Origin of the sequence: Candidatus Minimicrobia sp. QA0096, from assembly GCF_963967315.1 — a bacterium.
Classification (GTDB): domain Bacteria; phylum Patescibacteriota; class Saccharimonadia; order Saccharimonadales; family Saccharimonadaceae; genus Nanosynbacter.
This window is the reverse complement of sequence record NZ_OZ017288.1, coordinates 394,005-407,647: the sequence shown is the minus strand read 5'-3', so window position 1 is coordinate 407,647 and position 13,643 is coordinate 394,005. Positions and strand designations below refer to the sequence as shown.

11 protein-coding genes and 1 tRNA gene are annotated in these 13,643 nt (G+C 43.0%); all 12 read left to right on the top strand.

The window, feature by feature from the left end; genetic code table 11:
* The first annotated feature begins 4 nt into the window (after positions 1 to 4).
* The 12 genes from AACH20_RS02190 to AACH20_RS02135 all read left to right on the top strand — a co-directional run bounded on the left by AACH20_RS02190 (position 5) and on the right by AACH20_RS02135 (position 13,635).
* A complete protein-coding gene (locus tag AACH20_RS02190; protein ID WP_338503721.1) occupies positions 5 to 469 on the top strand; it encodes a nucleotide exchange factor GrpE in 465 nt (154 codons plus the stop codon).
* Between the two features lie 145 nt (positions 470 to 614).
* On the top strand, positions 615 to 2,504 hold the full coding sequence (dnaK, locus tag AACH20_RS02185; protein ID WP_243822590.1) for a molecular chaperone DnaK: 1,890 nt from the start codon (positions 615 to 617) through the stop codon (positions 2,502 to 2,504).
* Between the two features lie 102 nt (positions 2,505 to 2,606).
* Positions 2,607 to 3,716: a molecular chaperone DnaJ gene (dnaJ, locus tag AACH20_RS02180; RefSeq protein ID WP_338503717.1), complete on the top strand. Its 1,110-nt coding sequence runs from the start codon at positions 2,607 to 2,609 to the stop codon at positions 3,714 to 3,716.
* 60 nt (positions 3,717 to 3,776) lie between these two features.
* Positions 3,777 to 6,908: a hypothetical protein gene (locus tag AACH20_RS02175; RefSeq protein ID WP_338503715.1), complete on the top strand. Its 3,132-nt coding sequence runs from the start codon at positions 3,777 to 3,779 to the stop codon at positions 6,906 to 6,908.
* A 23-nt stretch (positions 6,909 to 6,931) separates the two neighbouring features.
* Positions 6,932 to 7,438 (top strand): ATP-dependent zinc protease family protein, encoded by a 507-nt coding sequence (locus AACH20_RS02170; protein WP_338503713.1) that lies wholly within the window; start codon positions 6,932 to 6,934, stop codon positions 7,436 to 7,438.
* Positions 7,438 to 8,355 carry a RimK family alpha-L-glutamate ligase gene (locus AACH20_RS02165; protein WP_178142762.1) on the top strand — a complete coding sequence of 306 codons (918 nt, stop codon included), beginning with the start codon at positions 7,438 to 7,440 and terminating at the stop codon, positions 8,353 to 8,355. The genes AACH20_RS02170 and AACH20_RS02165 overlap by 1 nt, the downstream gene beginning before the upstream one ends.
* A gap of 24 nt (positions 8,356 to 8,379) precedes the next feature.
* Entirely contained in the window at positions 8,380 to 8,871 is a 492-nt protein-coding gene (locus tag AACH20_RS02160; protein WP_338503710.1) for a DUF192 domain-containing protein, read from the top strand.
* Positions 8,868 to 9,347 carry a hypothetical protein gene (locus tag AACH20_RS02155; RefSeq protein WP_338503708.1) on the top strand — a complete coding sequence of 160 codons (480 nt, stop codon included), beginning with the start codon at positions 8,868 to 8,870 and terminating at the stop codon, positions 9,345 to 9,347. The genes AACH20_RS02160 and AACH20_RS02155 overlap by 4 nt, the downstream gene beginning before the upstream one ends.
* A gap of 47 nt (positions 9,348 to 9,394) precedes the next feature.
* Positions 9,395 to 9,471 (top strand) — tRNA-Lys (locus AACH20_RS02150).
* A gap of 64 nt (positions 9,472 to 9,535) precedes the next feature.
* On the top strand, positions 9,536 to 10,987 hold the full coding sequence (locus AACH20_RS02145) for a ComEC/Rec2 family competence protein (protein WP_338503706.1): 1,452 nt from the start codon (positions 9,536 to 9,538) through the stop codon (positions 10,985 to 10,987).
* Positions 10,988 to 11,034: 47 nt separating this feature from the next.
* Complete coding sequence (locus AACH20_RS02140; RefSeq protein ID WP_129635224.1) at positions 11,035 to 11,751, top strand: YebC/PmpR family DNA-binding transcriptional regulator; 717 nt, start codon at positions 11,035 to 11,037, stop codon at positions 11,749 to 11,751.
* 99 nt (positions 11,752 to 11,850) lie between these two features.
* The gene (locus tag AACH20_RS02135) at positions 11,851 to 13,635 is read left to right on the top strand and encodes a lamin tail domain-containing protein (protein ID WP_338503704.1); all 1,785 of its coding nucleotides are present in this window, start codon (positions 11,851 to 11,853) and stop codon (positions 13,633 to 13,635) included.
* Positions 13,636 to 13,643 lie beyond the last annotated feature (8 nt).

Below are 13,643 nucleotides of genomic sequence, written 5' to 3'. Positions count from 1 at the left end.
AAAAATGACGAAGAATAAAAAAGCTGAAGATTTAGAGAAAGAAATTGCTGAGCTGACGTCGGATCTGCAGCGAACTCGAGCGGATTTTGAGAATTATCGTAAGCGCGTGGATGCAGAAAAGCAATCAGCGCACGAGTTGGGTCAAACTAAGTCGGTGATGAAATTATTGCCAGTTGTTGATACGATTGAGCGGGCTGTTGCCAACGTCCCAGAGGAGATTCAAGATAATGCGTGGGTTAAGGGCGTGGCTGGTCTGAGCAAGCAACTTGACAAGCAATTGAAGGAGATTGGTTTGGAGAAAATTGACGCCAAACCTGGCACTCTATTTAATCCTGAATTTCATCAGGCTGTTCAATTTGACGAATCGACGGATGGCGATAAGGAAGTTATTGTCGAGGAGCTTCGCGCTGGTTATACTTTGAACGGCTCAGTTATTCGCGACGCAATGGTAAAAGTTGCTCGTAAGTAATGTGATTGCGAAAAAATAGCGATTAGCACTCTTGACATGAGAGTGCTAATTATTTATACTGAGATAGTTGGCACTCGCCACGAAAGAGTGCTAGAATGAATATAAGATATAGACCAGATGTGATCATAGCAGAAAGGGGAATCATATGGGTAAAATTATTGGTATTGACCTTGGTACAACCAACAGCGCATTTGCGTATATGTTAGCTGGAAAACCAGAGGTTATTTCTAATGCTGAAGGCAATCGTACTACACCGTCTGTAGTTGCGGTCAATAAAAAGGGCGAACGACTTGTCGGTCAAGTTGCTCAGCGTCAGCGTGTAACAAACCCAAAAAACACGATTTACGGCGTTAAGCGTTTGATTGGTCGTAAGTTTGACGATAAGGAAGTGCAAAAAGACTTGGATATCATGCCGTACAAGATTGTTAAAAAAGGTACTGGTGTGGCAGTCGAAATGGGCGATAAGGAATACACGCCAGAAGAAGTTTCAGCAATGATTCTTAGTAAAATCAAGGCTGACGCCGAGGCTTTCTTGGGTGAAAAAGTAACGGAAGCGGTGATTACGGTGCCAGCGTACTTTGACGATTCACAGCGCCAAGCGACTAAGGATGCTGGTAAAATTGCTGGATTGGAAGTTAAGCGTATTATCAACGAACCAACAGCTGCAGCTTTGGCGTACGGCCTAGAAAAGGGTAAAAACGACGAAACTATCGTAGTATTCGACCTTGGTGGCGGTACGTTTGACGTGTCGGTGCTGGAGCTAGGCGACGGTGTATTTGAGGTTAAAGCAACTAATGGCGACACACACCTTGGCGGTGAGGATTTCGACAACGCTATTGTCAATTACTTCTTGGACGACTTCAAGTCGAAGGAAGGAATTGATCTTCGTAAAGATAATGCAGCGATGCAACGCCTGAAGGATGAGGCTGAAAAGGCAAAGAAAGAATTGTCGACGGTTACGGAATATGAAGTCAACATTCCATTTATTACCGCCGATGCTGACGGTCCAAAGCACTTTGAGATGAGCTTGAGTCGTGCCAAGTTGGAAGATTTGGTTAAGGATTTATTGGATCGCTTGGATGGTCCAGTAGAAAAGGCTTTGAAGGACGCCAAGCTTTCTAAGTCCGATATTAACAATGTAGTTATGGTTGGTGGAATGACTCGTATGCCAGCTGTGGTCGAGCGCGTAAAGAATTTCTTTGGAAAAGATCCAATGCAAGGCGTGAACCCAGATGAGGTTGTGGCTGTTGGTGCCGCAATTCAAGGTGGTGTCTTGGCTGGTGATGTTAAGGATGTGTTGCTTCTGGATGTGACTCCGCTTTCTCTTGGAATTGAGACGATGGGCGGCGTATCGACGAAGTTGATTGACCGAAATACGACGATTCCAACAAGCAAGAGTGAAGTTTTCTCGACGGCTGCGGATAACCAGCCTCAGGTGGAAATTCACGTTCTTCAGGGTGAGCGCGAATTTGCCAATGATAATAAAAGTTTGGGTCGTTTTGTGCTTGACGGTATTGCGCCAGCACCGCGCGGTGTGCCTCAAATTGAAGTGACCTTTAACATTGACGCCAACGGTATTCTTAATGTTACGGCTAAAGACAAGGGAACAGGCAAAGAGCAATCAATCACTATTCAAAACTCTGGCAATATGAGCAAGGAAGATATTGAGAAGGCGCAAAAAGAAGCCGAACTTCACGCGGACGAAGATAAGAAAAAACGCGAAACTGTCGATACGAAGAATCAGCTTGAAAACGCTATTTATCAGGCAAAGAAAATGCCGGACGAATTCAAAGATAAGATTTCTGACGACGACAAGCAAGCGATTGAAAAGGCTGTCGAAGAGGCTGAAAAGCACAAAGATTCTGAAGATAAGGACGAATTGGACGCTGCAATTAAAGCCTTGAATGATGCGATTATGCCAATTGGGGCTAAGATGTATCAACAATCAGCCGACGATAAAAAAGCTGACGAAGCTGGCGACAAAAAGTCTGATAAAGATGAGCCGGTCGAAGGCGAAATTGTCGACGAAAAATAAACTTAACGTCTTTACAAAGAAGGCTGCTCGATAAAAAGAGTGGCCTTTTTTGGACTTAGCACTCTTGCACTGAGAGTGCTAAACGCGTATAATATATAAGGTATGAGTAAGCGTGATTATTATGAAATATTGGGCGTTCCAAAGACCGCTTCTGAAGATGAGATAAAAAAGGCTTTTCGTAAATTAGCAATTAAATACCATCCCGATAAACAGGGTGGTGACGAGGCTAAATTTAAGGAAATCAATGAGGCTTATGAGGTTCTGAAAGACAAGCAGAAGCGACAGCGTTATGATCAATTTGGTCATGCTGGTGTGGGTGGTTCTTCTGGCGGCGGTTTTTCCGGTAATCCGTTTGAAGGATTTGGTGGATTCGGCGGTCAAAACGTTCACTTTGATTTTGGTGACGGTGGACTAGGTGATATTTTTAGCCAATTCTTCGGTGATGCGGCTGGTGGCGCTGGAAATGGTCGTTCGCGTGGGCGTGATGTTGAAACTAGTGTAACATTGAGTTTTGAGGACGCGGTATTTGGTGTAGAAAAGAGAATTAGTTTAATGCTGGATGTTGAATGTGAGCATTGTCATGGCGATGGCGCCGAGCCAGGGTTTGGAATGAAAACGTGCCCAACTTGTAAGGGAGCGGGTCAGCAAACTCGAACGATGAATTCGCTGTTTGGGCAAATTCAGCAGGCGGTTGTTTGTGAAACTTGTCACGGTAAGGGAAAAGTTCCTGAAAAAGAATGTTCAGTTTGTCGAGGAAAAGGCACGACCCGACAGAATCAGGATATCACTATTAAAATTCCGGCAGGAATTGATGATGGCGCGACAATTCGTCTGCGCGATCGTGGAGAAGCAGTTGCTGGTGGTAGTAGAGGTGATTTGTATGTCCACATTCGCGTTAAGGCGCATAAAAAATTCACTCGTGAAGGCAATATTATTCTTAGCGAAGAGCATATTTCTATGGTTGATGCGGCACTGGGAACGGAGATTGATGTGGAGACTGTGGATGGCGTAATAACGATGAAAATCCCAGCAGGCACTCAGAGCGGCACCGACTTTAAGTTGTCAGGTCATGGCGTGCCGCACCTACATAGTGAATCCCGTGGTCCGCATATTGTGGGTGTTATTGTTGATACGCCAACCAAATTGACCAAAAAGCAGAAGGAGCTTTTGGAGCAATTTAAGGGTACGAAAAAACGAGGATTGTTTTCCTAGTATATTTGTCGAGAAAAAATCCTGTGCTATACTGAAGCTAACATAAGAGGGATTGAAGGCATGGGATTAATTTTTCTGATAATAGTTATTATTGTAGTAATTAAGCTAATAAAATTATTACAGAGGGGTGATAGCCAGCCGTCTAATTATTCCGAAGATTATCGGCAGGGATATTGGGATGGCGTGCGTGATGCACAGGCTGGTCGCGCCAAAATTGAGAATGACAACGGTCAAGTGAGGCTTATTACCGAGAATCAAAAGGCAGTTCCGCAGTTTAGTGACCTTGTGCTAATTAGTAGCGAAGAGCAAGAGCCTGACGTTGCGCCACCTACTGATGCTGTACCGATTGAAGAAAATGTGAATATTCCCGCTAAAGAGGTGCAAATCTCTGAGCAGGTACCGTTAGTTGGCAATAAAGAGAAAGAGAAAAATCGTCAAACTACCATCAATGTAGCGCTATATACTGCGTCATTATTATTGACCGCTGGCATATTGTTGTTGGCGCAAACGATTGAGCTTTCGGCACAGCTCAGGTTTGGGTTGGTGTGGTTGTTTATTTTTATTTATTATATTATTGGTCAGATATTGTATGCTCGCTTGCCAATATTGAAATCTGCGTCGACGGCACTTATTGGCACCGCCTTGGCAGCTGTACCAATTGGCGGCTGGACTATGAATTTACTTTTAGGTATTGACCCCGCATGGTGCTGGCTTATTACCTCTGTAATTGGTGCTGTTTTGTGTGTTGATGCTACAGTGAGATTGAATAGTAGACCTCTTGCTTATGTATCACTACTATCAATGTTTACGATGACGACTAGTTTGCCGGCTGTTGTGCATGCGCAGCTGGTCTGGTATTACGTTGTAATGCTGCTATTTGGATGTTTGATGACTGTGGCTGCATATTTTTCTAGTCGCTTTCCTCGTCAGTTCGTCGAACCGTTAAACGTTGTAAATCCGTTTATCGTGCCGATGACGATGTTTATCGCGCTTAGCTCGTCGGCATATATGGGTGCATTAGATATTAGTGTACTGTTATTTGCTAGCGTTGCATATTACTTTACGGTTGCTCTTGTTGAGAAGTCTAAAAAGATGCGTACTTATGAATTGACAACAGCTCGCTTATTGTTAATGGTGATGGCTACTAGTTTCGCAATGTATTTATCTGATGATAATCAGTTGGTTGTAAGCGTGATTCTAGGGTTAGTGGCACTTGGAAATATAATCTGGTCCGCTATATCAATGTACATTCAGAAACAGTACGATAGACATCATGAAATAGTATTGTGGGTTAGTTTTGTTGTGTCATTAAGTGCTCTGTTTGGCGTGATCGGTTCTGGAGATTCGCTACGAATGATGGTTGCTTTTATCTTTATTGGTGTTATTTCAGCGATTAGTCTTGCAATCCTTTTTTTGTTACGTCGTGTCCGCTTCGGTATTATGGTTGTGATATCTGGGATTCTATTGGTGCCGATTGGTATAACACTATTCAATATTGATATAGCTATGGCACCACGCGTACAGTATCTAATTTTTCTATTCATGACGCCACTGCCAGTTATTTGCCGATTGCTAATTTTGAAGCGTCCGAATATTAGTAAAAGTCAGGCTGCTTTAGTGTATGGCGCTGCGTCAACTTGGCTATTAATGGCAATGTTTACTTCAGCGATAATAGCCACTTATGCGACAGAGGAAGCCCTGATGTGCCTATCGGGCGCGATAGCTATCGGCGCTGGCATTATGAGTGTGGTTGTATGGCGCGAAAAAGTTTATGAATTTGTAGTTGGAGTCCATACTTCTTTAATGTTGTCAGTATTTTTGCTAGCTTTAGGTTTTGCGGTGTCTAGTGAAAACGTCTCTATTTTAATGGCGTGGATAAATGTGTCGTCGCTATTAATAGTAGAATGGCTTTATCATCGTCATGACAACACGGTTATCAAAAACCATGAGTTATTATTGCATTCTATCATTGGCGTAGCTATCGTTGTTGTGTTGTCGTCAATTCATCCGATAGTTTGGTTGCCGCTAGTGGTGTCGCTATACTATGCATTTTACCGATGTCGTAGAGAGGTTTATTTGGGCGGGGCATATCTTACGACAATCATCTTTGTTTCATTATCCCTGCATTGGTTGAATATACCGTTTAATGACAATCTCGCAATTACTACATGGGTGAGTCTAGTTGGTTTTGGGTCTTTGTACTGGCTGTTGCTAATGAATAGACAATCGTCAATTATTGGTGATATGACGCTGTGTGCTGCTATAGTTCCAGCGATAGCGCTTCCAATAATTAATCTACCGGCAACATATGATCTGTCGTGCAAGATATTGGGGTGGTTGGCAGCTACAGTAGCTCTTTATATGGCGGTACTTGCTAAACGAGATTGGCGAATAATGACAATAGCCGCACACCCGAGCCTAGTGTTGTTACTTTGCCTTATAGCTCAATGGTTTACTGTTCCACTCGAATTCATGTCAGTCGTTGCCCTGATTGTTTTTGCGGTATTTTACGGTCTAGCTATTGCTGCGCGAACCAGAAAGATATCGAGTCGTTGGTATTACTCTTCATTCTATAGCGCCATCGGCTGGTCGGTAGTCTTATTGTCTATTGCTACACCAGTTAGCGCTGCTGTGGCGTCAGTGATTCTGGCGGCGCTAGTGTGGATAATTAACGGTATAGCCTTGATGTTCGAAGGTGTTCCTAAAAAGAATATTTTATATTTTGATTCAGGTGTGATCCTGATTTTGTGCGGCGTTTTATTTACTGTTAAAAACCTATCCCTGCCCGTTCACGCTATCACAATACCATATTTGTGGTCAGTGGCAATTCTTTCGGGGGCGGCGCTGTCGTGGCGTTGGTTGGGGTATATTCATAAGTCTACGATAGTACATCTAGTACTGGCTCTCTCTGTGTTTAGTCTGCCAACTCTCATCCTGGCGTTCGCGGGAGATAGCGTTATGGAAATATTATTCCTAATAGAGCACTCATTGATGGTTGTTGTGGGACTGGCGCTTAACAAACGACTGATTACGACCTGGGGTGCTGTATGTGTGACATTAGCTCTGATATATCTATTGTCGGGATACACTTATGTATTAGCTATTTTGGCTGGTATATCTATCATTGTAGCGGTGACAATTGTGGTAGCGAGAGCTCAAAGAAGCAAAAGGCAAGATATTGCAAAAAGATAGTTTTTATGCCATAATATTGACGTATGAAAGAAAAATCCATTATTGGGTCAACTGAGTTTGTGAACTTCGGCGAGCGAGCGCAAAAAATCCCAGCTAAAATTGATACGGGCGCCGATTCCAGTGCAGTTTGGGCGAGTAATATTCACATTGATAAAGATGGAGTGTTGAAATTTTCTCTGTTTGGCGAAGGCTCGCCGTATTATGACGGTAAGATATTTAAGAGAACTGATTATTCGGTGGCGAGGGTGCGTAGTTCGTCTGGGCATGAGCAGATTCGTTATCGGACACATTTTTGGGTAAAAATTAGTGGGCGAAAAATTAAAATGTTGATGAATTTGTCTGATCGATCGAAGAATGAATTCCCTGTGTTAATCGGAAGACGGTCGATTTCTGGAAAATTCCTAGTGGACGTATCGAGAAAAAATGTTCGCAGGAAAAAACTGTCCGTAACTGCTAGTCTTAATGAAGAAATAAAATTGAATCCATACGAATTTTATAAAAAATATCATCAGAAAGGTGAAGAAAAATAATGCGAATTGCAATCTTATCTAACGGCAACATTAATTATTCGACGCTTCGCCTGAAAGAAGAGGCTGAAAAGCGCGGTCATCAAGTCAAGGTTATTAAGTATAAAAACTGCTACGTTTCAATTGACGAAAAGCATCCGACGGTTATTTACAAGGGTAAGGAAATTGGTGAATTTGACGTAGTAATTCCGCGAATCGCGAGCCATATGACAAAGTATGGAACAGCGGTTTTGCGTCAATTAGAAATGATGCATCCGAAGGCGTTTTTTATGAATCGCTCGATTGCAATTACTAGGGCGCGGGATAAATTGCGCTCAACTCAGTTATTAGTTAAAGCGGGAGTGTCGATTCCGAAGACGGTATTTTCTCGAAACGCGACTGACATTGATTCACTCATTGAAGAAATTGGCGGTATGCCGGCGATTATTAAGTTGGCGCGTGGTACACACGGAAATGGTGTGGTTCTGGCGGAAACTAAGAAGGCTGCCAAGTCGGTTCTGCAGGCGTTCTATTTGACCAACTCGGACGGCACGAACGTGCTGCTTCAGGAATTTATTAGAGAGTCGGCTGGTGTCGATATTCGTGCGTTTGTGGTTGGTAGTCAAGTGGTGGCTAGTATGAAGCGTCAGAGTTTGGACGATGATTTTCGTAGTAATTTACACAAAGGTGGCGAAGGAACCAGTATAAAATTGACAGATTCTGAGCGTAAAATGTGCGTGAAAGCTGCTAAGGCAATGGGATTAACGGTTGCTGGAGTCGACTTCATGAGATCAAGCCGTGGAGCTTTGGTGCTGGAGGTTAATGCTAGTCCGGGATTTGGAATTGAGAAAATTACTCGCCGAAATGTAGCTGGAAAGATAATCGAATACATTGATCGAAATGCTAAGCGTGGCAATAAAAAAGATAAAATCGGCGCTTAAGCATAAACTTGTTATAATAGGTTTATGGACGAATCTCGTCACTCGACAGTAACTCAGACTGTCATTAAATGGATATTTATATGCGGTATGCTGATGGTTATTGGTGGGGCAATTTTTTATGCTTTTCGAACGGTTTCGCCAAAAACGGAAATGATTTACCTTAATAAGACGATGCTTCAGGCGGAAATTGCTAATGACGAAGAATCGCAGCGGAAAGGTCTGTCTGGAAGGCTGGGGATTGATGAAAATTATGCCATGCTGTTCGTATTTGACCATAACGATCGTCATAAAATGTGGATGAAAGATATGAAGTTTTCGGTTGATATGATTTGGATCAATGATAAAAAGCGCGTTGTCTATGTAAAACATAACGTCAAGCCGGACGCTGAGCCGCATGAAAAATATGCGCCACCGGTTCCTGCAAAGTACGTGTTGGAGGTGAAGGCAGGAGTTGCTAAGCAGGCGAGCGCTATGATTGGGTCACAGGTAAAATTTGATTTGGAGGAGGATAAGTGAGCGTGATAATTCTATTTGGAGTAATTTTAGTAACGGTTTTTGCGGTTGCATTTGTTTCATCTCGAAGATTCGGTCCGTTGGCGTTGGCGTTGGCGACGGGATTTTTACTATCAGAATGGTGGAGCAACTGGCTGACGGTGGTGCTGGACGGCTTGAAATTGAAAACTGGTTTATTGCCAAATGGTGTAATTTCGGGATTAGTCTTAACGTTGATTCCGTTAATTATGCTTCTTCTAAGTGGTCCGAGATATCAGAAAAAACATGAGAGAATTGTCTCGGCGGTGGGAATTGCGTTTTTGACGGCAGCGCTATTGGTGGTTCCTCTGGGAAAATATATATCACTAGACGGACAGGCGCTGGAGCTGTATAGGATTTTCGCGAATAATTGGCGGTATGTGGCTACGTTTGGTCTGGTGTGTGGTCTAATTGACATTTTTTCACTACATACTGGCGGACATAAACTTGCTAAGCATTGACCTTTGTGTTGGTTTGTGCTAGGATGAAGAAAGCGGATATTCCGAATGGGTCCATAGCTCAGCTGGTTAGAGCACCTGCCTTTTAAGCAGGGTGTCCCGGGTTCAAGCCCCGGTGGACCCTCCAAATTTGAAATCGACTCCCTTGGCGGAGTCTTTTTTATGGCTTCAGATCCAGATATACTTTAAGTATGAATAGTTGGCTATTTAAGAAGTTGCATATTTCTTGGTTGGTGGCGGTGTGGTGCCTCGGTCTGACAATTGGCGTAATTTCCATCCATTACATACCGCGGTCGTTTGCGGCGAATCCATTATTTTTATTGGTCGGGCTGGTTATTTTTGTAATCGTGGCAATTTGGCGCTGGCGATTTTTCGTGATTTTAGCAATTATTTCTGGAGTTTTGATTGGTCTTTGGCGCGGTGAAATCGGCAGAAAAGGCGTGGAGGTTTATGATTCGTTAATCGGAAAAGTCGCAATTATCCAAGGTCAAGTTTTGGAGGATCCTGATCTCGATAAAAATAGTCAAACGGTTCTTAGACTGGGCAATTTGCAGATGAATAATGAAAAATTGCCGGGACAAATTTGGGTAACGACACCAGATAAAAACTCAATTAAGCGTAGTGATATTGTGAGGGTTAAGGGTAAAATGACGGCGGGATTTGGGGCTTTTTCAGCAAGCATATATCGGGCGAAAATTATTAGTGCCGAAAGACCCGTTCCGGGTGATGTGGCGGTGGGAGTTCGCGATTGGTTTGCCGGGCGAGTTCGCACTCACGTTCCAGAGTCTGAATCTGCGCTAGGGCTGGGATTTTTACTGGGTTTAAGACGTGCTATGCCAGCTGAATTAAGTGACAATTTGAAAATTGCTGGACTAACGCATATCGTGGTGGCGAGCGGCTATAATTTAACAATTTTAGTTCGTTTAGCGCGACAATTATTCGCCAAGCGATCAAAATATTTAGCGATGCTCAGCGCGGCTGTTATGATAATTGGTTTTATGGCGGTGACTGGATTAAGTCCTAGTATGTCGAGGGCTGGCTTGGTGGCGGGACTGAGTTTGGCGGCGTGGTATTATGGTCGGACAATTCATCCGCTGGTCCTGCTTCCTGTGTCGGCGGCAATTACGCTATTGATAAATCCACAATTTGGCTGGGGTGATTTGGGCTGGCAATTAAGCTTTGCTTCATTTGCGGGTGTAATTATGTTGGCGCCACTTTTGCATTCTTACTTTTTTGGCAATAAAGAGCCGGGCGCGTTTCGACAAATTTTAATTGAAACTTTGTCGGCGCAAATTATGACATTGCCGCTACTTATGATGAGTTTTGGGGTTATTAGTAATGTGGCGCTAATTGCGAATATGTTGATTTTGCCGTTTGTACCGCTAGCGATGCTGCTGACGTTTATGTCGGGTGTACTGGTTTTTGTGCCGATGATTGGTGTGTTGATTGCAATTCCGACGACGTGGCTACTTGGCTATATGATTCAAGTCACCAATTGGACGGCTGGATTTGAATGGGCTCAAATGGAAGTTAGTATCAATTTGTGGCAGTGTGCGGTTTTATATGTGGCGCTAATTTTGGCAATGATTTGGATGAAAAAGCAAACTAAATTAGACCTCGCTAAGATAAATATTGTGGAGTAGTGTATAATAGTAACAGATTGAAATAGCAAATAACTTTAGGAGAAATTATGTCAGGACACAGTAAATGGGCTACAACTCACCGACAAAAAGCGATTGTTGACGCTAAGCGCGGCGCGATTTTTACGAAACTGGGTAATCAAATTGCTATTGCAGCACGTGGTGGCACAGACCCAGCGCTGAACTCAAGTTTGGCGATGGCAATTGAAAAAGCTAAGGCTGCAAATATGCCTAGCTCAAACATTCAGCGAGCAATTGACCGAGTTGCAGATAAGAGTGCGGCAGCTTTGGAGGAAATTGCTTACGAAGGTTATGGTCCTGGCGGCGTGGGCGTTATTATTGAAACAGCGACAGATAATCGTAATCGAACATTGCCAGAGGTAAAAACTGCGTTGGTTAAAAATGGCGGGAGAATTGCTGATGCTGGTAGTGTGATGTTCCAATTTACGCGCAAAGGCGTCATTACTATCGAAGGCAGCGGGGAAGATTTGTTGCTAGCGGTTTTGGATGCTGGCGCTGAAGATGCTGTCGAGGAAGACGGCGAAATTATCGTGTATACGGAGTTGAAAGATTTGGCGAGCGTGCGAAATAAATTGGTTGAGCAAGGCTTGAAGGTTAAAGATGCGGAACTGCGATATATTGCCAATACGCCGATAGAAATTGCCGACATGGAAACTGCGCAGAAATTGATGAAGATGATTGATGCGTTGGACGATTTGGATGACGTTGTGAATGTTCATACAAATGCGGATATCACGGCGGAATAAAATTATCGCTCTAAGAAGTCGCTCCTTTTCTGGGGCGATTTTTAATTTGACAAAAAGTACGCTAAACTAAAGATGATTAACCATAAGCAAGGAGCGAGCATGAAGTATTTGCGAAACACACTACTTATGATACTAGCCGCGGCACTAATAATGCCGTCGCCGTTGGTTTTGGCGGAAGGCGTTTCAGGTGCTACTCAAGAGTCGAAAGTTGATGACGTTCAGACTGTTGATAATAGTCTTAAATCGGCTGAGGAGGTGAAAGATCCAGTTGTTGATAAGGAACAGATCGATAGCAATTCACCTTCTCAATCAAGTGAAAATTCCGAGATTCTACTGGAAAATCCGTCTACGAATGACTCGAATGAAAATCATGTCGCCAATGAGCCTCCAAAGCCTGAATCAAATTCCGAATCTGAGCCGCCAAAAACAGATAATTCAGATAAAAGCACAGAAGAAAATGCTCCGATATTAATTTCAAAGATTAGTCAGGATAAAAAATACGTTGAGATTTATAATCCGACGGATCAGAATGTTAATTTGGCTGGTTGGAAAATAGAGTATTACACTGGATCTGGCGCTAAAACCGTTGGAAAAATTTTCAAGGATGAAGTAATCTTGGCGAACGGATTTTTGGTTTTGTCGAACGATAAAACGCTTGCTGATGCCATAAAGTTTGATAATAATTTAGGTTTGGCTCAAAATGATGGATCGGTCGTGTTGTCGCGTTCGGATGGGTCGGTTTCAGATACTGTTGGCTGGGGGAATAATTCAAAGTCTACGGGTTTGCCGATTAAAGGCGGTGTGAAAATTGTTTGGCGCTGTTTTATTGATGAAAATATTATTGATTCGAAATTTTTGTCAGGTAAAAATTTTAACAATCAGGAAGTTGAGCCGTATTCGCGACCAAATTGCAAAACCCCAGATTCCAAATCTGAATCTCCAAAGGAGTTGAATAAATGTGAAGGCCTGAAGTTAAGTGAAATCGCATCGAATGTTGATGAACAATTCATTGAAATTATCAATTCTGGCGAAAAAACCGTCATTACGACGGGCTGTAAATTGACAGTTGGCGATTCTGGCGTTCGTGAAAATATTGGTGACATCGAATTAAATCCTGGTGAATTTTTAACGATCAAAATAAAAAATACGAAGCTGAAATTGCCAAAAACAAAAGGAAAAGTTTATTTACTAGACGAGGCTGGCTCGAAAATTGATTCCACTGAATATGAGAAGTTATCGAAAAGCTCTTCGTGGAGTTTGATTGATGATGAGTGGATGCAAACGTTTATGATAACTGAAAATTCTGAGAATATCTTTAAGGAATATCCAGACTGTCAGAGTGGTTACGAGCGAAATGTGTTGGGTAAATGTGTGAAAATTTCCGTTCCGCCCATTGAGGTTTCTTGTCCCGCCGGTCAATATCGTCATCCAGAAACTGGCCGTTGTCGAAAAATTGAAGTGGAAAAAACTATTACGCCCTGTAAAGATGGCTATTATCGTAGTGAAGAAACTGGCAGATGCCGATCTATCGCATCGGCTGCGGCAAAAACTTTGAAGCCTTGCCCAGAAGGTCAATTCCGCAATTCATCTACGGGTCGATGTAAGAAAATTGCCTCCACTGACGGTATAGCAAAAGAATGTCCAGAAGGATTTGAGCGCAACCCACAAACTAAGCGATGCCGAAAGATAAAATCTGCGAATATGCCAACTGTTGGTTCGGCGGCCGCTGAAGTTAAGCAAGTCGCTGGTGCTACTTGGGGTTGGTGGGTATTTGGTGGCGTGAGCTTACTGGCCGTCGGTTATGGCGTATGGCAATGGCGATGGGAAATTTCGCAATTTGTACGAAAAATCTGCGAAAGTATTAAATCCGCTAACGGCAAATAATTGCTATA

What these genes read in the sequence shown, in the direction of transcription:
- dnaJ (WP_338503717.1), top strand. Translation starts at nt 2,607, where the DNA reads ATGAGTAAGCGTGATTATTATGAAATATTGGGCGTTCCAAAGACCGCT.
- dnaK (WP_243822590.1), top strand. Translation starts at nt 615, where the DNA reads ATGGGTAAAATTATTGGTATTGACCTTGGTACAACCAACAGCGCATTT.
- AACH20_RS02145 (WP_338503706.1), top strand. Translation starts at nt 9,536, where the DNA reads ATGAATAGTTGGCTATTTAAGAAGTTGCATATTTCTTGGTTGGTGGCG.
- AACH20_RS02140 (WP_129635224.1), top strand. Translation starts at nt 11,035, where the DNA reads ATGTCAGGACACAGTAAATGGGCTACAACTCACCGACAAAAAGCGATT.
- AACH20_RS02175 (WP_338503715.1), top strand. Translation starts at nt 3,777, where the DNA reads ATGGGATTAATTTTTCTGATAATAGTTATTATTGTAGTAATTAAGCTA.
- AACH20_RS02170 (WP_338503713.1), top strand. Translation starts at nt 6,932, where the DNA reads ATGAAAGAAAAATCCATTATTGGGTCAACTGAGTTTGTGAACTTCGGC.
- AACH20_RS02190 (WP_338503721.1), top strand. Translation starts at nt 5, where the DNA reads ATGACGAAGAATAAAAAAGCTGAAGATTTAGAGAAAGAAATTGCTGAG.
- AACH20_RS02165 (WP_178142762.1), top strand. Translation starts at nt 7,438, where the DNA reads ATGCGAATTGCAATCTTATCTAACGGCAACATTAATTATTCGACGCTT.
- AACH20_RS02160 (WP_338503710.1), top strand. Translation starts at nt 8,380, where the DNA reads ATGGACGAATCTCGTCACTCGACAGTAACTCAGACTGTCATTAAATGG.
- AACH20_RS02135 (WP_338503704.1), top strand. Translation starts at nt 11,851, where the DNA reads ATGAAGTATTTGCGAAACACACTACTTATGATACTAGCCGCGGCACTA.